This window comes from Anaerovibrio lipolyticus LB2005 (assembly GCF_000621545.1).
Taxonomy (GTDB): Bacteria; Bacillota; Negativicutes; order Selenomonadales; family Selenomonadaceae; genus Anaerovibrio; species Anaerovibrio lipolyticus_A.
Map to the genome: position 1 here is coordinate 62,973 of NZ_KK211304.1, position 25,476 is coordinate 88,448.

Annotated in this window: 17 protein-coding genes; 13 read left to right on the forward strand and 4 right to left on the reverse strand. The window is 45.3% G+C overall.

Annotation, left to right across the window (positions count from 1 at the left end):
- Positions 1–1,064: 1,064 nt before the first annotated feature.
- The 3 genes from T355_RS15520 to T355_RS0112650 all read left to right on the forward strand — a co-directional run bounded on the left by T355_RS15520 (position 1,065) and on the right by T355_RS0112650 (position 2,721).
- A complete protein-coding gene (locus T355_RS15520; RefSeq protein WP_231483052.1) occupies positions 1,065–1,409 on the forward strand; it encodes a flagellin in 345 nt (114 codons plus the stop codon).
- A 603-nt stretch (positions 1,410–2,012) separates the two neighbouring features.
- Positions 2,013–2,375, forward strand: coding sequence for a type II toxin-antitoxin system RelE/ParE family toxin (locus T355_RS0112645; RefSeq protein WP_027398047.1), 363 nt, complete (start codon positions 2,013–2,015; stop codon positions 2,373–2,375).
- Complete coding sequence (locus tag T355_RS0112650; RefSeq protein WP_037330195.1) at positions 2,368–2,721, forward strand: helix-turn-helix domain-containing protein; 354 nt, start codon at positions 2,368–2,370, stop codon at positions 2,719–2,721. The genes T355_RS0112645 and T355_RS0112650 overlap by 8 nt, the downstream gene beginning before the upstream one ends.
- Positions 2,722–2,834: 113 nt before the next feature.
- On the opposite strand, the gene T355_RS0112655 is transcribed toward T355_RS0112650, so the two are convergent.
- Positions 2,835–4,010, reverse strand: coding sequence for an FprA family A-type flavoprotein (locus tag T355_RS0112655; RefSeq protein WP_027398049.1), 1,176 nt, complete (start codon positions 4,008–4,010; stop codon positions 2,835–2,837).
- A 149-nt stretch (positions 4,011–4,159) separates the two neighbouring features.
- On the opposite strand from T355_RS0112655, the gene T355_RS0112660 reads away from it, so the two are divergent.
- From T355_RS0112660 to T355_RS0112675, 4 genes are all read left to right on the forward strand, one after another.
- The gene (locus T355_RS0112660) at positions 4,160–5,422 is read left to right on the forward strand and encodes an efflux RND transporter periplasmic adaptor subunit (RefSeq protein WP_027398050.1); all 1,263 of its coding nucleotides are present in this window, start codon (positions 4,160–4,162) and stop codon (positions 5,420–5,422) included.
- Positions 5,422–8,544: an efflux RND transporter permease subunit gene (locus tag T355_RS14495; RefSeq protein WP_051555581.1), complete on the forward strand. Its 3,123-nt coding sequence runs from the start codon at positions 5,422–5,424 to the stop codon at positions 8,542–8,544. The genes T355_RS0112660 and T355_RS14495 overlap by 1 nt, the downstream gene beginning before the upstream one ends.
- Positions 8,545–8,640: 96 nt before the next feature.
- A complete protein-coding gene (locus tag T355_RS0112670) occupies positions 8,641–10,197 on the forward strand; it encodes an ABC-F family ATP-binding cassette domain-containing protein (protein ID WP_027398051.1) in 1,557 nt (518 codons plus the stop codon).
- A gap of 362 nt (positions 10,198–10,559) precedes the next feature.
- Positions 10,560–11,423 carry an RsiV family protein gene (locus T355_RS0112675; protein WP_027398052.1) on the forward strand — a complete coding sequence of 288 codons (864 nt, stop codon included), beginning with the start codon at positions 10,560–10,562 and terminating at the stop codon, positions 11,421–11,423.
- Between the two features lie 93 nt (positions 11,424–11,516).
- Here the strand turns inward: T355_RS0112675 and T355_RS0112680 are convergent, their stop codons facing one another.
- The 3 genes from T355_RS0112680 to lgt form a co-directional block, all read right to left on the reverse strand.
- The gene (locus T355_RS0112680; RefSeq protein ID WP_027398053.1) at positions 11,517–12,359 is read right to left on the reverse strand and encodes a menaquinone biosynthetic enzyme MqnA/MqnD family protein; all 843 of its coding nucleotides are present in this window, start codon (positions 12,357–12,359) and stop codon (positions 11,517–11,519) included.
- A 155-nt stretch (positions 12,360–12,514) separates the two neighbouring features.
- On the reverse strand, positions 12,515–12,982 hold the full coding sequence (gene speD / locus T355_RS0112685; RefSeq protein WP_027398054.1) for an adenosylmethionine decarboxylase: 468 nt from the start codon (positions 12,980–12,982) through the stop codon (positions 12,515–12,517).
- A gap of 83 nt (positions 12,983–13,065) precedes the next feature.
- Positions 13,066–13,878, reverse strand: coding sequence for a prolipoprotein diacylglyceryl transferase (lgt, locus tag T355_RS0112690; RefSeq protein ID WP_027398055.1), 813 nt, complete (start codon positions 13,876–13,878; stop codon positions 13,066–13,068).
- A 240-nt stretch (positions 13,879–14,118) separates the two neighbouring features.
- Here lgt and pth point away from each other — a divergent pair, with 240 nt between their 5' ends.
- From pth to addA, 6 genes are all read left to right on the forward strand, one after another.
- On the forward strand, positions 14,119–14,760 hold the full coding sequence (gene pth, locus T355_RS0112695; RefSeq protein WP_027398056.1) for an aminoacyl-tRNA hydrolase: 642 nt from the start codon (positions 14,119–14,121) through the stop codon (positions 14,758–14,760).
- Positions 14,747–16,000 (forward strand): radical SAM protein, encoded by a 1,254-nt coding sequence (locus tag T355_RS0112700; RefSeq protein ID WP_027398057.1) that lies wholly within the window; start codon positions 14,747–14,749, stop codon positions 15,998–16,000. Before pth ends, T355_RS0112700 begins: the two co-directional genes overlap by 14 nt.
- An 88-nt stretch (positions 16,001–16,088) precedes the next feature.
- Entirely contained in the window at positions 16,089–16,874 is a 786-nt protein-coding gene (locus tag T355_RS0112705) for a CheR family methyltransferase (protein ID WP_027398058.1), read from the forward strand.
- Positions 16,875–16,910: 36 nt separating this feature from the next.
- On the forward strand, positions 16,911–17,897 hold the full coding sequence (locus T355_RS0112710; protein ID WP_027398059.1) for a phenylacetate--CoA ligase family protein: 987 nt from the start codon (positions 16,911–16,913) through the stop codon (positions 17,895–17,897).
- A gap of 121 nt (positions 17,898–18,018) precedes the next feature.
- Positions 18,019–21,567 carry a helicase-exonuclease AddAB subunit AddB gene (gene addB / locus T355_RS14500; RefSeq protein ID WP_051555583.1) on the forward strand — a complete coding sequence of 1,183 codons (3,549 nt, stop codon included), beginning with the start codon at positions 18,019–18,021 and terminating at the stop codon, positions 21,565–21,567.
- Between the two features lie 2 nt (positions 21,568–21,569).
- On the forward strand, positions 21,570–25,373 hold the full coding sequence (addA, locus tag T355_RS0112720) for a helicase-exonuclease AddAB subunit AddA (RefSeq protein WP_027398060.1): 3,804 nt from the start codon (positions 21,570–21,572) through the stop codon (positions 25,371–25,373).
- Positions 25,374–25,476 lie beyond the last annotated feature (103 nt).

Here is a 25,476-nt window from a genome sequence, read left to right on the forward strand (position 1 = left end):
CTTCTGGAGCAACCACCAACAGTGGCACTGCAGGTACTCTCGGTGCTGCGTTAGAAAAAGCTGGCATTTCCTGGGATGGTTCAGCAGCTTCCTTGAATACTGCTAACATGGAAGAAAAATTGCAGGCCGCTTATGCGGACCCAACAAATGATGGATTAAAGGAAGCAGTAGCTGCTTATAGAGAATCTGTCAAGGATTTGGATGTTGCTCAGGAGCAGCAGGTAAATGCCAATGCAGATTACGTCAAAGCAAGTGATCAGCTGGAAGCATTGACTAAAAATCAGGCTGTAAGCAGTGCTCAGGATTCTGTAAAGGCATTGCATGGTGCATTAGAGACTGTCATGTCTGCTAAGATTGATGATGCCACTACTAATGCAAAATTGGCTTATAAAGATGTTGTTCTCAAGGATGATGGTACTGTTGACGCCACTAAGTCAACTGATCATGCAGCGGCCAGCACCACCGCCGATCTGAGAGAGGCTATGAAAAAGGCTTTCTCTGCAGCATTGGACAGTGTTGAAGCTTTGGGTAAAGACGCTGGAGCAACGAATGCAATAGCAGTATTTAAGGGTGGAGCCGACGGTGATGCAGCTTTGCTGTCTAACACGGATATAGCTTCTTACAAGAGTGCTATTGGTGCTGTAGCCACTGCAAAAACAGCCTTGGCAAATGATACAGCCTCAGGCTCCAAGAATGCTGATGGTACTAATCGGACCATTAAAGATGCCCTAAAATCAGCTCAGGAGGAAGTTGTTTCTAAGTTCAACGGTCCTCAGCTGATGACTGGTGCTAATGTTGGTATCAATGGTGCTGGTCATGTCGTTACCACCGCTAGTGGTGAAAACGCTATAACTGTTACTGCCAACGCATCTGGTATAGCTGGACAGATTTCCGGCCTTAATATCCGCATTGCTGATGCGCAGGGCAATTTGAAGAAATCCGCTGAAGCATCACTGGACGCTTTTGAGGAAACCGTTCGTGCCCAGAACAAGTCTGATGACAATGCCATCAATCTGCAGGTTGGTGCCAAAGCAAATCAGGCTATCACTGTTGGTCTTACCGATATGCGGGCTGAGGCTCTCGGACTTCAGGGAGCAGATGGCACTAAGCTGAACATTTCTACCCGTGAAAAGGCTAATGCAGCTATCAATGTACTTGATAATGCTATTCAGAAGGCTCTTGATCAGCAGACGACCATCGGTGCTGTTGAGTCCCGTCTGGAGTACACTTCCAACAACCTGACCACTGCTTCTGAAAATGTGACTACTTCCGAGTCTACCATCAGAGACGCAAACATGGCCAAGGAAATGACTGAGTTTACCAAGAACAATGTTTTGTCTCAGGCAGCCCAGGCTATGCTGTCTCAGGCTAACCAGAGCAGCTCCAATATTCTGAGTCTGTTACAGTAATTGAATAGGTAATTAAAGCATGATTTTACTAATACCATGGCCTCAACTTCATTTATCTATCTACTGAGGACATGATGTTAGATACAACCATAGCCGACAGCCTTCGTCATGGGTCTGGACAACTTATGATGAAGGCTGTCATTTTATTATATATCAATTTTAGTATAGTAACCATATTAATAGGGGGTTAATTTGTTTTATCGATTATCAATCTTATATTTGGACGTAAAAATGCTCCCTCCCAAGTAGTTCAAGATTTTTATTATATCTCTTGTCTACTTAGAAGGGAGCATATTATTATTCACCAGAGACAGTCCTTTTGAGCGTATTATGTAGCTTTATCAGATTTTAAGGGTTGCTATTTTACTTTTGTCCATTTACCAGATTGACAACATTTTTCTGCAAGCTCTTTAAGAAAGCTAGGGTAGAAGTATATCCATATAAAAACATTAATAGATTGACAATGTTATATTAAAATAATAATATAAATATATATAATAAATTAATAATATTTATATAAGTTATCAGTAACAAGGTGGAAGTACAGAATATTGACGCGTTATAACTTATAAGTTATAATTTTATAAGAAGGGAGTATACACATTGTATAACATACGTTTTTATGAGGATGAGAACGGTATATCAGAAACAAGAGAGTATATTCGCTCTATTATTTCTAAGCAGGATAAACATAATCGTATAAAAGCAAATAAGATAAATGATTATATGAAAGTATTGCGTGCTAATGGAACTAGAGCAGGAAAACCCTTTGTGAAGCATGTTGACGGAGATATATGGGAGTTGCGCCCACTAGATGACAGATTCATGTTTGCCTTGTGGACAGGGCAAACTTTTCTGATACTGAATCATTTTGTTAAGAAGTCGCAAAAGACACCAAAACGAGAAATAGAGAGAGCAAGAAATATGTTGAAAAACTACGTCGGGAGGATTGGTCGTAATGAATAAGCAATATAAAGACGCGGTGAATGATGCGAAAACTAAGCTGGTTGATTATGGGAAACGGCATGGTACTGATGAGAAATATGTTGATGAATGGGAAGCTTTGGAGAAACAATATTTCACTTCTGAAGAAATTTCTGAAAGTGATTTGAGGGTTGCACTTATCTCCGAAATTATAGCAGCTCGTAATGAGAAAGGAATTACTCAGAAGCACCTGGAGAAATTGAGCGGTGTGAAGCAACCGGTTATTGCCCGAATGGAACGGGGGAGTGCAAATTCTACACTATCTACAGTGTTAAAAGTATTGGCACCTTTGGGAAAAACCTTGCGAGTGGTACCAATAGAAAGATAAGATGTAAACTATTATTTCACAAACCTTTGCAGTAAGCATACAAAACACCTCCCTTGTATACACCTATTATGTATACAGGGGAGGTGTTTTGGTTAATATTATAATCGAGTTTCTTATTTTTCTTTTTCCACCAAATTAACTACATTTTCCTGCAGGCCCTTTAAGAAGGCTGGATTAGGAGTGTTTTGAATCTTCTGCTGGTCAAGGACAATCTCAACCTTGCAGTCCTTCAGAGCTTCTTCTACCTGTGGTATGCTCTGGCCACCCCAGCCGTAGGAGCCGAAGGCGAAGCCCTTAAGGCCCTTTGGTGCCAGGCCCTTCATGTAGCAGAAGAAGGCGGCTACGGATGGCATCATCTGGTTGTTGATGGTAGGGGAGCCTACAGCGATGTATTTAGCATCCAAAAGCTCCGTCATAACATCAGAAATATGATCACAGCGGAGGTCAAAGAGCTTTGGCTCGATACCGGCCTTGTTAAAGGCATCAGCCACATTCTTGGCCATGATTTCTGTGGTGTGCCACATAGTATCAAAGACTACAACGGCCTTGTCAGTTTTCTTAAAGGTGCTCCAGTCCTTGTAGGCCTGAATGATTTCAGGGATATGCTTTCTCCAGGATACACCGTGACCAGTGGCAATCATGCTGATTTTAAGGCCTTCAAGTGCTGCAATGGCCTTGGTGGCCTGCATACCAAATGGCATGAGAATGTTGGCATAATATTTCTTGGCCTGATGCATAACCTCATGTAAGTCGGTTTCATCCTCAAAACGGGCAGTAGTGGCCAAATGCTGACCAAAGGCGTCATTGGCGAATAAAAGCTCCTCCTCAGGGCAGTAGGTAACCATACTATCTGGCCAGTGGAGCATTGGTGTTGGTACGAAGGTGAGGGTACGCTTGCCCAAGGACAGGGTATCACCGGCCTTTACAGCAATATAATCACGCTCACCATAGCGGCCAGTCAGTCCCTTCAGACCGTTAGGGTCGCTGGTGACAATCTTGGCATTAGGGCAATGCTGCATCATAAACGGAATACCACCGGAATGGTCCGGCTCCACGTGATTAGACACGATATAATCAATCTTGGCCGGGTCAATAATAGTTCTGAGGCGGCCAAACATTTCCATGCAGAATGGTGCCTTTACGGTATCAATAAGGGTAATTTTGTCATCAATAATGAGATAGGCGTTATAGGTAGAACCACGGTCAGTGCTGTAGCCGTGGAAGCTGCGCATGGAATAGTCCATGGAGCCAACCCAATAAATGCCTGGCTTAAATTCAACTGAAAACATTAATAAAAACCACCTTTCAAAAATAAAATAATAGTCAAAAAAACATTTGTAGACTAAAATGTAATATGTAAGTATATTATATCGCAGATATACTAAAATTTCTCTGAAAAATTAAAATTTTAAATATATTGTTGGTGTGGAGGTAAGTAATGCGCCACGATTGGTCAAAATTAAAGAAGGATAAAAAGTTTCGGGTGGCAGGGGCTGTGTGTTTGCTGCTGGTTTTTATATTGGGATATTTTTTGTTTGTGAAAGGCAGAAATAACAATAAAAAGCCTGAGCTGGCCCTGCCTAAAATTGCCACTTATCAGGTAAAGCGGGCTGATATGAAGCGTCATATTGTGCTGTCTGGTCATACCACCGCTGACGCCACCATTGTGTTGGCTCCAAAATACAATGGTCATGTAAAGTCTGTGAATGTTCAGCTAGGGGATCAAGTGACAGAAGGGGATATTCTTTTGGCCCAGGACACCGGGGATCTGGATATTGCCATTATGCAGGGGGAGGCAGCTACAGAGGCTGCCTTGGCTGATACCGAAACGGAGGAGGCCTCCTATAATGCCAATTTGGCCAGAGCCGGTGCGGCCTACGAAATAGAAAAAAGTCGTTATGAACGGCAGCAATACCTTTATACTATTGGTGCCATATCTCTGGAACGACTGGAAACTGCTAAAAATACCTATGTAACCTCCAAGGCGGAATACGATGCCCTTATGGATCAGAATAACGGCAGCTCACCAGCCAGTGTTCGCTCAAAGCTGTATAATGCCCGTAAGAACGCTTACAACGTGGATGCCCTGAGAAAGCAGCGGGAGGATATGTTCATAAGAGCTCCCAGAAGCGGTGTTATTGGGTATCGAAATGTAGAGGTGGGCAGCTACCTTACTGCTGGAAGCAAGGTGCTTACATTGGTAGATAACAGTCATCTTTATGTGGACTGTAACCTGTCGGAAAATGATGCGGCTCTCCTTACAACGGGAATGCCTGTGAACGTCACTATTGATGCTATGGGTGCCACATATAATGGCAAGGTTGTATATGTAAGTCCTGCCATGAGCGATGAGTCAAAGTCCTATTCAGTTCGTATTTCCCTTGATGTGGCTAAGGTAAATATTAAGGCGGGCTTATTTGCCAGAACCTCTCTGGATATTTTGCAGCGTCGGGATACCCTATTTGCCCCAAAGGATGCTCTCTTATCCAAGAACGGCAAAACCACGGTATTTGTGTATAATCCGGATACGGAGACAGTGGAGGAGCGGGAAATCACCATTGGCCTTATAAACGATGATGAGGTGGAAATCCTTACTGGAATTAATGAAGGGGAGATAGTGGCTGTTTCCTCTATTGATCGTCTCAAGAACGGGGGCAGGGTGACCTTGGAATCACCGGATGAAGCAGGTGATGGAAATTGATGAATATTACAAGATTTTCCATTAAGCGTCCTGTGGGCATATCAATGATTGTATGCCTCTTTGTTGTGCTGGGCTTGTTTAGCTTTATCCGTATCGGGGTGGAGCTTCTGCCGGCGGTAAATACACCTTATATCACTGTAATGGTGAAATATCCCGGGGCCAGTGCTGAGTCCGTGGAGCAGCAGGTGGTTAAGCCAGTGGAGGAGGCTCTGTCTTCCCTTTCAAATGTAAAAAATATCCAGTCCACTGCCCAGTATGAACGGGCAAGGGTAACTGTGGAGCTGGAATTTGATGCGGATGCGGACAGCGCGGCCATTGATGCTACCAAGAAGGTGGAGGCCATAAGGTACAATCTGCCGGATGAAGCAGATGAGCCAGTGGTTATAAAGCGTGACGACAACGATGAGCCTATTGTGGAGGTGGCAGTTACCTCTGAGCATTCCATGTCGGACATGTATTCCAAGGTGGACAAGGTATTTGCCGATGAACTGCAGCAGGCAGGTGGCGTATCTGAAATAGAGGTTTTCGGTGGCCTGGACAAGGAAGTGGCCGTCGAGGTGGATAAGGACAAGATGGCGGCCTACAAGCTGAACCTCAATGATATTGTGACGGCCATCAAGAAGGAAAACAAGCTGCTGCCATCAGGTACCATTTACACGGATAAGTATAAGTCCGACGTAAGAGCTGTGGCTCAATATGAGAAGGTCTCGGATATTGAAAAGATATTTGTGCAGAATTCCAGCAAGGCCCAGATTCCTCTTACTGCAGTGGCCTCAGTGCGCCATCAGAATGCCAGGGTGAACCGCTATGGAGAATTTAACGGCGAATCCTCGGTAATGATGCTTATCTACAAAAATAGCGATGCCAATGTGGTGGAAACAGCAGATAACATCGAAAGAAAGCTGGAAAATATCCGTCGGGAAAATCCTGATTATCAGTTTACTGTTACCAGCAATGATGCGGATTATGTGCGAAATTCCCTAAACAATACCTTGGGCACTCTTATTGAGGGCCTTATTACCACTGGCTTGGTTCTGTTTCTGTTTTTGCGGGGCTGGCGCTCCATGGCGGCAGTTATGGTGGCTATTCCAACCTCCTTGATAGCTACATTTTTCGTAATGTATTCTGCGGGATTTACCTTTAACATGATGTCCCTTATGGGCATGACGTTGTGTATTGGTATTTTGGTGGATGATTCCGTGGTGGTACTGGAAAATATTATTCGCCATCTGAAAATGGGGGAGGCTCCGGATGAGGCAGCAGAAAATGGCCGAATGGAAATCGGTATGGCAGCAGTGGCTATCACCCTATGCGATGCGGTGACCTTTTTGCCTATCGCCTTTATGTCAGGAATGACGGGGCAATTCTTCCGCCAGTTTGGTCTTACCATCGTATTTGCAGGCATGTTTTCTCTATTTGTGTCCTTTACCCTTACACCAATGCTGGCTTCAAAATTCTATCGTAAGGGCTATCATCCTTCCAGGAAAAAGCTGTGGGATTTTATGGACAGACTGGAGGAAAGGGCTGTTACCAAATATGAGGAGCTTTTGAAAAAGAGCTTTGCCAATCAGAAAAAGCTGCTTTTAGGGGCTTTGGCACTGTTCATTGGTTCAGTAGCTCTTATACCATTGGGGGCTGTGGGGGCAGAATATATGCCCCGAACAGATGAGGGCAGCTTCCAGATGTTTGTGGAAATGCCGGTAAGCTACACAGCAGATGAAACCCACAAGGTTATTACCCGTATAGAGGAAAAGCTGGATACCATTCCCGAAGTGAAGCATTATCTGGGCAATGCCGGAGGCAGCAGCTCCAATGAAGGACGTATAAGGGTGGAGCTGAAGGACCGGGGAGATCGCAGCCGCAGTGTTTGGGAGGTTGCAGATGAAATGCGTGCCTTCAGCATGGGCATTGATGATGCAACTATTCGTGTGGCCGAGACCCAGACCTCCGTGGCCGGAGTATCCGGCGGCGGACTTAGGGGCGGCGGTGCAGTGCGTATTGAGCTTCGCAGTATGGACAATGAAAAGCTGGTGGCAGCTGCAAACAAGGTAAAGGATGTGCTGAATACCAAGGTACAGGGCATTACAGACGTGGCCTCCTCTTATGTGGAGGGATCTCCGGAGCTGCGGCTTACCATGGACCGTGATAAAATTCGGGCTATGGGAGTTTCCGTGGGGGATGTGGATGAAGCCATTTCCTCAGCTATTTCCGGCAGGAAGGCAGGAAATATCAGCAATGATCCCCTTAACAATAATCAGGATACGGATATTAACGTGCGCTTTAAGGGAGCCGATGGCTTCAAGGCCTCGGACGTGGCATCCATTCCCATTGATGTGAACGGGCAAACCATGTTTATTGGTGATGTATCTGATATGAAGTATGCCACAGGCCCGGTGAGGATACGCCGTGTAAATAAGCAGCGTTCCATTACCATTTTTGCAAATGCAGGAGCACGCCCGTTAAATGATGTGCTTCAGGACGTGAGAAAGGTACTGAAGGATGTGGACCTAGGCGAGGGAGTATCCTATAGATTTACTGGCCAGTCGGATAAAATGGATGATTCCTTCCAGCAGCTTTTTATGGCTCTTATTATGGCCATGGTTCTTATTTATATGCTGCTGGCTGTGCTTTATGAATCACTTATTACGCCTTTTATCAGAATGTTTTCCCTGCCCTTAGGAATAATTGGTGCCATCCTCTTTTTGCTGGTGACCAACAACACCCTGAATCTTTATTCCATGATAGGTATATTGGTTATGGACGGCGTGGTGGCAAAAAATGGTACCCTTTTATTGGATTACACCATGACATTGCAAAGTCGTGGCTACAGTGCCTATGATGCCATTGTGGAGGCGGGGAAGGTCCGCTTAAAGCCTATTATGATGACCACAATTACCATGGTGGTGGGCATGATGCCTACAGCTCTTGCTATGTCCGAAGGGGCGGAGACCAGAGTAAGTATGGCCTGGGTTATCATTGGGGGACTGCTGTCTTCCACCATTTTCACCCTGCTGATTATTCCTATAATTTTCATGTTCTTTGAAAATCATCCGGCCAGTACCTGGCTTGAGGGGCTTCGCAGAAGATTTTCATGGGGTGGAAAAGAGGAGCACAATAGCTGATTTTTATAGCGAAAATATGGATTTTTTGGTATGATAGAGCCTGAGTTTTTGTAAAAGATGGATTTGCAATAATGCAATTATTAAGGAGACAAGAATTTGAGTATTGTTAATGTGGAAAGAATGTCCCATGGCTTTGGGGCAAGAACTATATTTGAGGATGTGAGCTTTCGCCTGCTGAAGGGGGAGCACGTTGCTTTGGTTGGTGCCAATGGCGAAGGCAAGTCAACCTTTCTGTCAATTATTACGGGGCAGATGACTCCTGATGAGGGTAAGGTGGAATGGGCCAAGAGGGTGACCTCTGGTTATCTTGATCAGCATGCGGTATTGAAGGCGGGCATGACCATTCGTGATGTTTTAAAAACGGCCTTTGATGAAATGTACAAGCTGGAGGCAGAGATGCAGTCCTGCTATGACAAAATGGGAGAGGCCTCCCCGGAGGAAATGGAGAAACTCTTAAATGATGCAGGGGAGATTCAGGAAATCCTTGATGCCCATAGCTTCTATACCCTTGACAGCAAGATTGAGGAGGTGGCTGGGGGACTGGGCCTTCGTGATATTGGCCTTGACCGTATGGTGGATGAGCTTTCCGGTGGTCAGCGCACCAAGGTGCTTCTTACCAAGCTGCTGCTCCAGAGTCCGGATATTCTTATTTTGGACGAGCCTACCAACTATCTGGATGTGGAGCATATCGAATGGCTGAAAACCTATCTGCAGGGCTATGAAAATGCCTTTATTTTGGTATCTCATGATGTGCCGTTCCTGAACGCGGTTACAAATGTAATCTATCATGTGGAAAATGCTACCCTTACCCGCTACACCGGCAGCTATGAGAAGTTCCAGGAGATGTATGCCATTAAGCGTCGTCAGGAGGATGCGGCCTACGAGCGTCAGCAGGCTGAAATTGCCCGTGAAAAGGATTTTATTCAAAGAAACAAGGCCAGAGTTGCAACCCGTGGCATGGCCAATTCCCGTCAGAAGAAGCTGGACAAGATGGAGGTGCTGGAAAAGCGTACGGAAAAGCCAAAGCCTCACTTTAAGTTTCAGATGGACAGAACCCCAAGCCGTTTTGTTATTGAGGCAAAGCGCTTGATTTTGGGCTATGACACACCTCTTACAAATCCAGTGGATTTACAGCTGGAGCGTGGAAAAAAGGTGGCCCTTCGTGGTGTAAACGGTCTTGGTAAAACAACGCTCTTAAAGACCCTTCTTGGTATGATTAAGCCAATATCGGGCAGTATTGAGCTGGGGGAATTCGTTACACCTGGTTATTTCGAGCAGGAATCCACCAAGGGCAATGATAATACCGCCATTGAGGAAATCTGGCAGGAATATCCTGGCATGACAGAGTTTGAGGTAAGGGCGGCCCTGGCAGCCTGTGGCCTTACCAATGAGCATATTACCTCCAAAATGATGGTGCTTTCCGGCGGCGAGGCAGCCAAGGTGCGGCTGTGCAAGATAATGCAGAAGCCTGTAAATTTGCTGGTGCTGGACGAGCCTACTAATCATCTTGATGTGGATGCCAAGGCAGAGCTGAAGCGGGCCCTTAAGGAATACAAGGGCACTATTTTGCTGGTTTCCCATGAGCCGGATTTTTATGAGGATTGGGTGGATTCTGTCTGGAATATTGAGGGCTGGACCACAAAAATCATTTAATAAATAATAAAGTTCAGGGGCAATCTGCTATAGAAAAGTATAAAGAAGAGCAGGGGCAGTCTGCTAGAGCAATAGGATTTGCATCGTTAAGAAACTATTTTTTGCCTACCTGCATTAGTGATAAAAATTATTTGTTTGAGCGAAGCGAGTTATAATTTTTATCGCTATTTACTATTTGGTAAAAAATAGTTTTAGGTGTAAACTCCGTGCTATAGAAGACTTGTCCCTGCTATTTTTGAGTCATTTTTTTTAATTAAATTTTAAGTAGCAAAATCCCTTTGTTTCGTATATTATGTAGGCAAAGATGGCTACCTTGCAGGTGGTCAACGGGCATTATATTTTATCGAAATGGAGGGATTTTTATGTGGAAAAAGGTGCTGGCGGCAGGCAGTGCAGTGCTGGCTCTGGGGTTGGTGGCACCAATCACCAGCGATTACAGCTATACTGGTATGGCTATGGCTTGTGAGGAATCGGGGAATTTGACCACACCGGGAGGCATACCCTTCAGCCATCCTTTAGCTTACAGCTCAAGTATACAGCGGTCCCAGATTAATCACGATGGCAGGGTTTTGATGGAGGCCTCTACTTATGAGGTTAAGCTGGATCAGTCCATTGTGTATGATTATCTTAAATTGCAGGACTCTCTGGACAAGCTGTCGGCAGATAACTGGGGCTATATGCGTCGCGTAATGAATCAGTGGGAGCCTGATCTCATTGAACAGTATGAGCAGAGCAAGAATCATGAATGGTATAAGGAAAACAGTGGTCCTCTCTATAGCTACGAGCTTACCTACAAAGGGCTGCGGGCAGATTCTGCCGTGTTTAGCTGTGTAGGAGGAGAGTTTGTGTATTTGGGCGGTGCCCATCCTGTATACTATTACAAGGCCCATGTATTTGATTCCCAAACCGGCAAGGAATTGAAGCTCAATGATATTTTCAAGACAACTGACGGGCTGGCTGAAATTATCGTGGAGGAGACAGAACGCCAGATTGAGCACAAGTCCAGTTTGCCGGATAAAAAAGAGGTATTAAAGGATGTTAAGATGATGATGGAGGATGACTCCCTCCAGTTCGGTATGACAGAGGACGATTTTGTTGTTTATTTCGGCAATTACGCCATTGGTCCTTATGCCATGGGAACCTTGGAAGTGAAGCTGCCTTACAAGAAATATTTCAAGCTGTTTAACAGCAAGTACATTTTCTATGGCACCAGAGCCAAGGGATAAAAATTCATAGAATAAAGGCAATAAAAAGCCACTGTCACTGCATGATGACTTATCAATGTAATGACAGTGGTTTTATTTTTGGAAATATAATTATTACAGATCCACATCAGCCAGCTTCAATTTTGGCATGCGAGGGATAAGGCCCATTTCGTAGGCGTATTTGTAGAATATCATAAGGTTGTCAAGGTATTCTTCCGTAAGATTCCACTTTATGACCTCCAGATACTCGTCCAGCTGCTGGAAGGTAAAGGGCTTGGAGTCCAAAATGGAATTTATGGCGTCAGCCTTGTGGGCGTAGCCATGACGAAGACCCTTGTAGAGCCTTTCGTGGAGGAGCTGAAGTGCCTCCGGGTTATTTTGGGCAAAGTCCTTATGAACGGCCCATACTGCGTAAACCATGCACCGGCCGGTGAGCTTTTTCCATTCTACACCCATATCGTAATAGTAGAACTTGTCCTTGTTTTTATGATGATATACATTAAGGGCATCGTCACCAATAAGTAGGGCTGCCGTGCAGTCATCGGGAACCGGATTGTCCGGGGTAAGGTGGCGCACACAGTATTCCGGGGTGGCATCATAGGACTTGTTCAGGATAATCTTCAGCAGGACATGGGAAGTGGCGGACTGGGCAGTGAGCACAATCCTGTCCTGATTGATTTCCGTAATAGGCTTTTTGGATACCAAAATAATACTCCGTACAGGTCCGTCAGCCCGTACACATAAATCCGGCAAAATAAGCAGCTTATCAAAATTTCTGGCATAAACAATGGAGGATACTTCGCTGGCATCCAGCCGATTGTTTATCAGGTCGTTATTCATAACAGATGGGACACCGCCCTTTATATCAATGCCTTCTCCATAGCCACATTGTGTCAGACTGTAGGTGATAGGCAATACATTTAAAAAATGAATATGTCCCAGACGTGGTTTCTCCATAAAAACCTCCTGTAATAAAAAGTACAGTCACTATTATACCTTCAAAAGGCAATTTTGTTTAGTGATTTGTCTTATGTTTTAATGTATACATAAAACAGGGCACAAAAAAACTCCTGGGGTATCAGGAGCTTTTTGTAAATATGTGAACTTGCAAATTAATTCTTTTTGTTGTCGTCCTTGCTTTTCAGCATATTGATAACCTTGCTGCCGGTATTGTGAATGCGGCGCAATGGAGCCACCTTGGTTTTTGTTTTTGGCTTCATGTCGGTGTTGGTGCCAAAATCTCCGCGCTTTAAGATGGTGGTTTTTGTTTTTTCCGGCTTAAAGAGCTTGCGGATGGAGCTGAAAACCTCCTCCGGTGCGGCGTTTTCCTCGCAAATAAAGGCATCTGCGGAAACATACTGAAGCTCCGGGAAGGCGTGGACTGTAATGTGCCCTTCGTCAAAAAGCAAAATAATTGCAATATGGTCATCTGACATAATCTGGCCGGTGGAAGAAAGAATATCAAGGTTGCTTTCCATCAGCAGAGTCTTTAATGTTGACTGTAAGGCCTGCACATCTTCAAAGCAGGAAGTCTTGCATTTGTACATATCAACTGTAAGGTGACGGGCGATTATACTCAAGTAAGATACCCCTTTCATAACATATTTTATCTACATAATTATACAATAAATGGTTTTTATAGTAAAGAAATTGTAAATAAGTGTTATACCTTTGATTCAGTTTTTGGGGTACTGTCAGTCTTTTTGTCCTTATGTCCCTTGATTTGCAGGGCTATGAAGCAGATGAGGGCAAGTGTAAAGCCAGTAATGCTGGTCATTTGGGCAGAGGTAAAGAGCCACAATACGGGGTCGGCATAATCTCCTCGTAGAAATTCCAGGAAAAATCTTGCTGCACAGTATAGCATTACATAAAGGGAAAAGGCCTGGCCCTTTATATGGGGATAGGCGCGAAACAGCAGGAGAATGGCAAAAATAACGAAATCCAGCTGTCCCTCCCAGATTTCAGCAGGCCACAGGGGCTGATTGCCGTAGGTGTGATGGGCAAGGGTGGTGGAGGGGTAAATTATACCGAAGTTTCCCCTTGTAGGGGCACCAAAGGCATCGCCGTTTAAAAGATTGGCACAGCGTCCCAGACCTTGACCAAAGATAATGGCTGGGGCACTTATGTCCATCATGGCCAATATATCGATGTTGTGGCGACGGCAGTACAGAATCCCCACGGATACACCCAGAATAACACCACCCTGAATGGCCATACCTCCCTGCCAAACGTTCAGTATTTCCGTAAGGTGGTGGCTGTAATAGTCCCAGTCAAAAAAGAACACGTCCCAGAGCCTGGCACCCAAGAGTCCGCTTAAACCGCAGTAAATGCCCAGATCCACCACATGATTGTAGTAGCGGCCGTCCTGCTTGGCGAGGAAATAGCCAACGCCTGTTGCTAAAATAATACTGAGGCTAAGGACAAGACCGTAGGCTCTTACGGGGAAATCCCCTATATAAAATAGGTATTGATGCATGTTATCCTCCAGAATAGTAAAAGTTAAATGATTATCTGTCGCCACGCCACTTCGCTAAAACTGTGTGTCTAACGCTCCATATAATCATTTACTTTACAGTTTATATAGCACTAGTAATTGTAACCATTACATTAATAATTATACGCTATTAGTCAAGGATATTAGCCAAAAGGGCGGTAATAATGTATAATCTACATGTATTTGCGTTAAATTGATTGTCATATAAGGAGATTTTGTTTCATGAAGATAATCGCTGGATTAGGTAATCCAGGAGTGGAATATGCCAAAAACCGCCATAATGTGGGCTGGATGATGGTGGATGCCCTGGCTGAGGCCCTGGGGGCAGAGCCTTGGAAGGAAAAGGAAAAGGGATTGGTGGCAGAGGCCAGAATAGGCACGGAAAAGGTGCTTTTGGTAAAGCCCCAGACATATATGAATAACAGCGGTGAGTGTATCGGACCATTGATGCGCTGGTACAAGCTGGAGCCCCAGGACCTTATTGTGTGTCACGATGATATGGATATTCCAGCTGGTACTATCCGCATCCGTAAAAAGGGCAGTGCCGGTGGTCACAATGGTATTAAATCCACCATTGCCCATGTGGGTGATGAAAATTTTGGCAGGGTGCGAATCGGCGTGGGGCGTCCTTTGCCAGGGTGGACTGTGGTAAATCACGTGTTGGCAAATTTCCCGGAGGAGGATGTGCCAAAAATTCAGGAGGCCATCAAATATCTTGTTCCAGCCATAGAGTGCATGGTAACTGAGGGCATTGATAATGCCATGAATAAATACAATCCGAAAAAGCAGAAGAAAGAGAAGAAGAACTGGAAGGAAAAGCCGGTGGATGCAGATAAGGAGGCGGCAGAGGATGGCAAGGAATAAAAGGGAGCCCATTATCGCTCTTTATGCAGCTGAAAACGGAGAAATCTTTGATGCTCCCGGCATTTTGGCCATGGGCCGTGAGGGCGACGAGCTGCGTCTTCTTACTCCTGAGGATTTGATTCCCCTGCCTGAAAGTGCGGACCTGATGTTTCTGCCGGACCGTCAGGCGGTGGGCATGAGTCAGGAGGGCGAGGTGCTGACATTGACAGGCAATGCAGTGTCGGCCATTTTGCCAGCAGGGTATACCCGTACCATGATGCCGGCCTTTCAGCTGGATGAGGATGCCAGCAGGCTGCCTTTATATGGCTATACGGCGGTATGTGTATATAAGGACCAGCTCTACGGGGCGGCTATTTATACTGATGAAAATCACAAATGGGACCCTGAGCATTACAATACCAAGAACTTGAAGCGTCTGGTAAAGCAAGTGAAAAAAGATTTGCCAGATAATCCCCTTATTGACCATCTGGCTAACTGTTCATTGGAATGGCATTGCTGTACGGCAGAAAATATTTTCTACCGCCGTTGGGAGTGCGGTATTCCCACATCCCCTGTATGTAATGCCAACTGCTTTGGCTGTATATCCTTGCAGCCAGCAGAGTGCTGTCCGTCCCCCCAGAGCCGTATAAAGTTCCGCCCAACAGCTGAACAGATTGCTGAGCTGGGAATTTATCATCTGGAAAATGCTCCTGAGGGTATTATCAGCTTTGGACAGGGCTGTGAGGGTGAGCCATCACTGGCGGCAGTTAATATTTCTGCGGGTATTAAGCTGATTCGTGAAAGGACCAGCAAGGGACAGATAAATATTAATACCAATGCGGGGTACACCGAGGGGATAAAGCAGATTGTGGATGCGGGGCTGGATACCATGCGCGTCAGCATTATCAGTGCCATCCCTGAAAGCTATGATGCCTATTACCGCAGTAACTACAAGCTGGATAATGTAAAGGAATCTATACGCTATGCGCTGGATCATGGCATTTATGTTTCATTAAATATGTTGTACTTCCCGGGCTTTAATGATCGGGAGGATGAGCTGGCAGCCTGGAAGGAATTCTTTAGGGAGCTGCCTGTGCAGATGATACAGGTGCGTAATCTTAACATTGATCCTGACGCTTTTCTTGATATAATGCCGGAGCAGAAAACACCATTTGTGGGCACCAGAAAATTCTTATCAGAGCTGAAACGAGAATTTCCACAGCTGGTAATTGGCAGCTTTAGTCATTATGTGGAGGGATAAAATACTTTATTATGAAAAATAAAGGATTTTTGATTTTCAGGTGGAATATATAAATAATGAATACGAAGAATCATTTGGAGGGATAAATATGACACCAGAACAGGATTGGACTGAATTTAAAGCAAAATTAAAGGCAAAAACTGAGATAGACCTGGATTTATACAAGGCACCACAGATGCAGCGCCGTATTATGAATCTGGCCAAGAGAAATGGTTATGACACCTATTCCGGATATTTTGACAAGGTGGTTCAGGACAAGGATGACTTTGCAGCATTTATTGAGTATCTGACCATCAACGTATCCGAATTTTTCCGTACACCAGATAAGTTTGCCAAGCTGGAGACAGATGTTATTCCTGATCTTTTAAAGCGCAGTAGCAAGCTGAATATTTGGAGTGCCGGCTGCTCCATTGGTGCAGAGCCATATTCTTTGGCTATGATAATGAAGACCTTGACCCCAAATATGCGTCACCGCATTTTGGCCACTGACTTGGATATTGAAATTTTGGCCAAGGCCAAAAAGGGCGAGTATACCGACAATGAGTTGAAGGCTATGGATCCTGAGCGCAAGAGAAAGTATTTCACCCAGAATGGTGACAAGTATCTGGTTTCCCAGGAGATTAAGGATTGCATTGAATTCAAACGCCATAACCTCTTAAAGGATAACTTTGAAAGTGGCTTTGATCTTATTCTTTGCCGCAATGTAGTTATTTATTTCACCGAGGAAGCAAAGGATCAGCTTTATGCTAACTTCTTCAAGGCATTGAAGCCAGGGGGAATTTTGTTTGTTGGTGCTACTGAGGCTATTCTGAACTTCCGCAAGCTGGGCTATACCAGCTTCCAGCCATTCTTCTATCAGAAGCCACTTACCTGATGTTTGCGTTTTTGGCACAGGGAAAGAGAGATTATAATGATTGCAAATCCAAGAATAGAGACCATGGAACGGGGCCAGCTGGAGAAGTTTCAGTTGGAGGCGCTGAAGAAGCGGGTGAAATGGGCTCACGAAAAAAGTGCCTTCTATCAGCAGCAGTTTGAAAAGGCTGGGGTGTGCCCTGACGATATACAGTCTTTAAGGGACATTCAAAAATTGCCATTTACGGAGCGAAATGTACTGAAGGAAGTATCCGTTTTTGATTTGCTTACCATGCCATTGAGTGGTGTTCTGCGTATTTCCAGACAGGGAGATGCGGAGACCTTCATTAAGATGTACACCAGTGGAGATGTGGCACGTCAGATGGAAATGATGACCAGGGTACTGGTGACCTACGGTATTAACGATACCACCGTGGTGGGAATCTTGGGCGAGGCCTCTGACAGTCGGCTGATGGATGTCCAGTATGCTCTGGAGGGTATAGGGGCATCGGTTATGCTTATGGGCAGCAATATGGACAATATTGTGGAGCTTATGACCAGATGTCATGTGGATGTACTTATCAGCGATTTCCGTATGGTTACCCAGTTTATTGTAAAGCTACAGGCAGATGGGGAAAATGCCCAGGATCTTTATCTTCCTTCCATTGTGTGCTTGGAGGAAACGCTGCATAATCCGATGCGTGCCTATTTGGAACGCCGCATGAATGTTAAGACCAATACGGTTTACAATTCACCGGGATTTGGTTGTGCCGGGATTATGTATCATTGTCCGGATGATAGGGGCTTCCATATTCAGGAGGATTATTTCTATCCTGAGATTGTGGAATTTGGCAGTGACAAGGTCATTGATGAACCCCATCGTGTAGGGGAGCTGGTACTAACCTCCCTTGCCAACGAAGCTATGCCGATTTTCCGTTTGCGTACCGGCCATGCGGTGCTTCGTATTGATGACGAATGCAAGTGCGGACGTACCATGATGAGAGTGGCAGAGCCAACTGAATACGAAGGAACGGTTTCCAACTAAAATTACAAATTAGGACCAGTATCGCTGGTCCTTTTTTTGTACTTGGAAATTTTACAGGCCTTACTTTGATATGTATTATATATATTAAAGATAATCCCTTGGGGATAAAGGGGGAGAGAAAATGCTGGAGATTATTACAGGCAGGGCCGGCAGTGGCAAGACATTGTATGTATTGGAGCAGATAAAGAAGGAACTGGTGGAAAGACCACTGGGGCCTGCTATTATTTTGCTGCTGCCGGAGCACATGACATATAAAGTGGAGCGTCAGCTGTCGGCAATGATGGAAAAGCAGGGCCGTGGCTATATGCGCTGTCAGGTGTATGGCTTTAAGCGCTTTGCTTATCAGGTGCTGCAGGAAACTGGCGGCGGTTTGGAGCAGGGTATCACGGATATGGGACGCCAGCTGCTTCTGAAGTGTATTTTGGATAAGCACTATAATGAACTAAAGGTGTTTGGCCGGGCATCACGGCAGCGGGGATTCGCTAATGTGCTTAGTGGAATTATCAATGAATTTAAGGGATACGGCATAACACCTGAGCAGCTTGCTGAAGCTGGCGATAGCATGGAGGACAGCAGACTTGGCCATAAGCTGGCAGATCTGTCGCTGCTCTATGGTGAGTATAACAGGGCCATGGAAGGCAGCTATACTGATGGTAAGGATATCATGAGCATCTTGGTGGAACGACTGCCCATGTCAAAAATGGTGGCTGGGGCAGATATTTGGCTGGATGGCTTCCTGTTTTTTAATCCTCTGGAGCTTCAGGTGCTGGAGGGATTGTTCCAGTATGGTGCCAATATTCATGTTACCTTCAATATGGATGATATGAATACAGTCCAGGGGCAGTGGGCCAATAGGGAGGCTTCCGGGCTGTTTAACCGCGCCTATATCAGCTGTAATCGCCTGCAAAAGCTGGCAGCAAAATATGATATTCCCGTTAATTATCAGCATTTTTCAGAGACGAAGCGCTATACCAATCCTGCACTCAAGGCCTTGGAGGCGTGCTTTGACAAGCGTATTATTCAGCCAGTGGATGGTGACGGGGAAATTTCGTTAGTGGAGGCAGCAACCTGTAGGCTGGAGGTTGAGGCGGCAGCTGCGGATATTATTGGCCTTGTTAGGGACAGGGGATATAAGTGGCGCGACATTGGCGTTCTCATACGGGATGAGGAATCCTATGGAGAGCTTATAAGCTTTGTGTTTAAGGACTATGACATACCATTCTTTCGGGATAAGAAGCGTCAATGTGCCAATCATCCGGTGGCAGAGCTTATCCGTTCTGCCATTGGAGCTACAGAGGGATGGGGCTATGATGATTTATTCTGCTGCATAAAAGCTGGCTTCTTCCGCCTTACAGCCCAGCAGATAGACCTTTTGGAGAATTACTGTCTGGAGTTTAATTTAAAGGGCAGCAAGGTTTGGCGACGGGAGGAGCCATGGGATTTTTATCCACGCTATTCTATTGATGAAGAGGATGAAAGAGTTGACGACAAGGAAAAGCTGAGGGCAGCCACAGCGGATCAGCTGCGACGCCAGGTGGCAGAGCCCTTGGACATACTTCAGGATGATTTGAAGCAGGCTGATACCACCCGGGATATGATACAGGCTATCTATCATTTCTTGGTGGCTATTGAGGTGCCCAAAATTTTGCAGGAGAAATCGGACCAGGCAGAAAAAAGCGGTAATCTTGACGTGGCTAGGGAGCATCAGCAGGTGTGGAATGACATTATGGAATTGCTGGACCAGCTGGTGGAAGTTACTGGCAATTCCAAAATGAGTATAGGCGAGCTGCGTCAGCTTTTGGAGGAGGGCTTTTCTTCTCTGGAAATGGCCCTTATTCCTCCGGGACTGGATTATGTAAATATTGCATCCTTTGACCAGAATGCACTGGATAATATAAAGGCCGTGTATATTCTGGGAGCAAATGCGGGAAGCATGCCAAGGCGTTCTGTGGAAAATACGGTTCTGTCCGATGCAGACCGCGTGCATATAAACCAAAAAAATATTATTGAATTGTCGGTACTGGGGGAGGAAGCCAGCTTCAATGAGAATTATTTAATTTACAAGGCCTTCACTCAGGGCAGGGAGTATATGTGGGTATCCTATGCCCTGTCCTCCCCGTCTGATGAAGCTCTGATGGGAGCGGAGATTGTGGGCAAGATTAAGTCCCTGTTGCCAGATAAGGGGGTAAGAACCATACCATTGGACTGGATCAACAGCTTTACGGAGGAGCAGCAGCTGAAAATGCTGACCCATAAGCGCCAGTCCCTGTCATACTTGGCTGTTGCCCTTAGAAGGCTCAGGGATGAGGGCGAACTGCCGGAGCTGTGGCAGAAGGTATATAATTGCCTTTTACAGGGAGAGGATACAGAAAAGCTGGTGGAATTAGTACGTCGGGGACTTTTTATGAATCCACGTCTGGAAAAATTACCACGGGATATCGCCAGGGAGCTTTATACGGTTAAGGGAATTTTGCGGGGCTCTGTAACCAAGTTTGAGCTATATAATAGATGCCCGTTCCAGTTTTTTGCCCAGTATGGACTGAACTTAAAGGAGCGTAAAATTAATCGCTTCAGCAGTCCGGAGCTGGGAACTCTGCTCCATGCAGTTTTGAAGGAGTACGGTGAAGCCTTGAAAAAAGAGGGCCGACGCTGGTGTGATATTCAGGGGGAGGAACGTGACAGGATTTGTCATGAGATAATTCATAAGCTGGCACCACGGCTTAATAACGGTATGCTTTATTCCACAAAGCAGCTGGAGAACCAGCTTTCCCGCTTGGAGACCACTGCCCGTTTTACCCTGAAGAGATTGGGGGAATTTGACCAGGTGAGCAAGTTCCACCCGGAATCTTTTGAAAGGTCCTTCGGAGGGCATAAGGGTCCGGCGGATTCTTTGGATTTGGTATATCAGCTTCATCACAATAATCGCCTGGAGCTGAAGGGGCAGATTGACCGTATTGATGTGAACGAACAGGCCAGCCATTTTATGATTATCGATTATAAGACTGGTAATGCTGCCATTAATTTGGTGGATGTATATTATGGTCTGAAATTGCAGCTTTTAACCTATTTGCTGGTGGTGAACCAGCTGATGAATAAATGCAGTGAAGGAGATAAATCTATGCTGCCGGCGGGAATGTTGTATTATTTCCTCAAACGTCCTGTATTTTCCATGGATAATCACAGCCATGATCCGGAAAAATTAAAGGAAGCCCTGGACAAGCAATTAAAAATGCCTGGCTGGGTGCTTTTGGATAAGGACATTGCAGAGCAGATAGATAATACCTTGTACACGGATAATAAGAGCCGCTTTTTGAAAATAGCCTATAAGGGCAAGGAGGGAAGTCAGTCCTTTAATGCTTCAAGTATGAGTATGCTGAAAAGCAGTGAGGATTTTAATCTGCTTATGGCATATATTGAGCTTATTTTCAAGGATACTGGCGAGAGCATAATGGATGGCAGTATTGATATCAAGCCATACAAGAAGGACAAAATTACCCCTTGCACCTATTGTAAGTATCATCCCCTTTGTGGCTTTGACCCAAGGCTGGAGGGATATGATTATCGCCGTATTGACGGCAGTGAGGCGGAAATTATGGAAGCGATAACTGAAAGGGTCAAGGGTGAAATTATTGGAACTCATGACCAAAATTTTAAAGGGAAGGAGGAATAGCCATGGAGTGGTCGCAGGAGCAAAAATTAGCCATAAATAATGATGAAAAAAATATTCTGGTTTCTGCAGCGGCGGGCTCTGGCAAGACAGCAGTGCTGGTGGAAAGGGTGGTGTCCCATCTGCTCAGAGACCCTGAAAAGGATAATAACGCCTGGGATGTGGACAGACTGCTGGTGGTTACTTTTACCAGAGCTGCGGCGGAGGAAATGAAGCAGCGTATAAAGAAAAGGCTGCAAGCTGCCATTTCCAAGGAATTGGAACAAAAAAACGCGGACAAAAATATGGTGAGAAGGCTGGAACGCCAGCTGATTCTGTTATCTGGAGCTTCTATTTCCACCATTGATTCCTTCTGCCAGACAGTGGTTAAAAATAATTTTAATGCCATAGATATTGACCCGAAGTTTCGCATTGCCAATGAAAATGAACTGGTTATCCTTCAACAGGATGTACTGGAGGATATGTTTGAGTCAAAATATGCTGAGGGAGATGAAGCCCTGCAACGCTTTGCAGATAAATACGGCACTGTAAGGGGAGATTCTGCCCTTTATGATATTGTGTTGAAGCTCTATGAGAAATCCCAAAATCAGCCCTTTCCCGATTTGTGGTTAAGTGGCCTGGAGGAGGACTATCCGTCAAAGGATGGTGACTTTGTTTCCTTGAAGGACACAAAGTGGTGGCCTGTTATAGAGGACGAAATTTCCTGTCGCATGGTGCCTGCAAGGGAATATCTTGATGAGCTGAAAAGCATTGTAGTTAATTTTCAGGAGCCAAAGGTTCAGGGAAAATTCGAAGAAGATGTGAGCTTTTTCGATGAAGTGATAACATCGGTAGATGGAGCCCTGCAGCAGGGATGGCATGAGCTTTATATGGCTTTTTTCAGAATGAATGATGTTCCCAGAATACCTACTATTTCCAAGGGTGTAGAGCCGGAGGTTAAAGCGTCCTTTAAAAATGTAAGGGATGCCCTAAAGGACCTGCTGAAGGAAATGCATGAACTGGTGCAGGATGATGAGGAGGTCCTTTTAGAGGAATTGCGGGCTGCCGGTGAAGATGTTTCTTCTATTGTAAAATTGGTAAAGGATTTTTCCCAGGCCTATGGCAGTGCGAAAAAACAAAAAAATATCGTGGATTTCAGTGATGTGGAGCATTTTGCTCTGGCGATTTTAAATTCCCCGGAGGCGGCCCCAGGAGAGCTGAAGCCTTCAGAGATAGCTTTGGAGCTCCGTCAGCGGTATCAGGAAATTATGGTGGATGAGTATCAGGATACCAATGAGGTGCAGGAGTTCATTGTGCGCCTTATTTCCGGCGATGGAAATGCCAATACCTTTACAGTAGGGGATGTTAAGCAGAGCATTTATGGGTTCCGCTCATCAGAGCCAGCCTTGTTTTTGAAGAAATATAAGGAATATGAAAAGGCCGATAATGAAAATGGAGAGCTTATAACTCTGGGGCGGAATTTCCGCAGCCGCAGGGAAATTCTCTCTGCCATAAATTATGTATTTGCCCAGGTGATGACCCCAAATCCAACTGAAATTGAATATGATGAGCGGGCCATGCTTAATGAGGGGGATCCCTATGGCTATGATTCCCCTGATATTGGGGAGATAATGGAAAACAATACGGAACTGGCTTTGATAGATATGACAGCCAATTCTGATGATGAAGCTGGGAATACGAGTGACCAGGCTGGTACAGAAAATCAGGATGATGTTGAGGATTTGGTGGGCTTTGAGCTGGAGGCTCAGTATATCGCCAATCGCATAAGGGAAATCAAGGCCAGCGGTAGGATGGTCTTTGATAAGGATTATAAAGAAAATAATGGGTACCGTCCTGTTACATGGCGGGATATTGTAATTCTTCTCAGAGCTACTAAGGATAAGGCAGATGTTTTGCAGGAGATTCTTCAGCAAAATGATATTCCAGTGTATGCCAACACCAGTGAGGGCTTCTTCCAGACAATGGAGATTCAGATTATGCATTCCCTGTTGTCGGTTATAGATAACGCCCAGCAGGATATTCATTTGGCAGCAGTGCTGTTCTCACCTATAGTGGGGTTAAGTGCTTCGGATTTGGCCAAGCTGAAGGCCTCAGCCAAGGATGGGGACATGTATACCGCCATGTTGGCGGCCAATACTCCGGAATCAAGGCTGGACACTGATATTAAAGAAAAAATAAATGATTTTTTGAACAAGCTAAGCATTTGGCGCCAGCTGGCAAGACAAGTAGGGGTGCCGGAGCTGATTTGGCAGATTTTCCGCGATACGGGCTATTATGATTATGTGGGTAGTCTGCGGGGTGGAATCCTTCGCCAGGCCAATTTGCGTATGCTGGTAACCCGGGCCCAGGAGTTCCAGAATACTGATTACCAGGGGCTGTTCCGTTTTCTGCGGTTTATCAAGCGTATGACGGACATGGAAACAGATCTGTCCATGGCCAGAACTCTGGGAGAAGGAGAGGATGTTGTTCGTGTAATGACAATCCATAAAAGTAAGGGACTGGAATTCCCGGTGGTGTTTATTGCAGATATGTGCAAGGGCTTTAATAAAATGGACCTGTCTGATGATGTTTTGGTCCATAAAGAATTGGGCATGGGCATTAAATATGTGGATCTGGAATATATGGCCAAATATGAAACCTTCTCCCGGCAGGCAGTAAAGGCAAAATGGAAGAGGGAGCTTCAGGCGGAAGAGCTGCGTGTTTTATATGTTGCCATGACCAGAGCCAGGGAAAAGCTGATTATGGTGGGGCGATGCCGCAATTTGGAAAAGCAAGCTGCCAAGTGGTGTCAGCATATTGATACCACTGACAAGGTGCTGCCGGTTCATACACTTTTGTCAGTAAATTCTTACGCTGACTGGGTGGCCCGTGCAGTGGCCCATCACCCAGATGGTAAGCCGTTGGTGGAATACGCTGGCATTACAAAAAATAGGGCTGCCATTCCCGATGCCATGGGTAGGGAGTCGCGCTGGACGGTTTCTGTTATAGGTGCTGAAGGTATAGCCGGAGTAAATCAGCTTAATGAAGTGGATAACCCGTTGATTCAGACGGTGAAGGCAGGCAAGCCAATAGAGCTGGAAACAGATATTGGTGAGTTAGCCCATAATTTGTCCCTTGATTATGATTATCGTGGCACCCGTGAGGTTCCGGCCAAGCTGACTGTATCTGAATTAAAGCGCCGCTTTTCAGAGATTTCATTTGATGATATGCAGCCAGGGGATACTCAGCAGCTGACGGCCCAGCATGGGGAATATATCTTCAATCGACCAAGATTTATTCAGGAGGCTGAGGGCAAGGCAGGGCTGAAGGGCAACGAGTATGGTACTCTTATGCACTCTGTCATGCAGCATCTTGATTTGTCCGGTAAACTGGATGCAAAGGATGTGAAGAACCAGCTGGCAGGCATGGTGGCCAACGAGGTTATGACTGAGGAGCAGGCGGGCTATGTAAATGTGAAGGGGGTAGTGTCCTTCTTTAAAACGGACATTGGCCAGCGGGTGAAAAATGCCTCGGAGCTTTGGCGTGAGCTGCCATTTAGCCGCATGCTTAATGCTGGTGACTATTACGATGATGTGGAGGGAGAATTTATATTCAGCCAGGGCGTCATAGATGTGCTGTTTAAGGAAGCCGATGGCAGATATGTATTGCTGGATTACAAGACTGACAGTGATACCAATCCTGAGGCGGTGAAAAAGCGTTATGGACTCCAGCTCCAGCTGTATACAGCGGCGGCAGAATCTATTTTAGGTATAAAGGTGGCTGAAAGGTATCTTTATATGCTCCATGACAGCAGTGTGATTGCTATGTGAGCACATCATAAATAATATTGTATAGGCTGTAGTAGGACGTAATATTTCTGCTACAGCTTTTTCTTATGCAAAAATATATTTTGAGTTTCGATAAAAAGTGTTG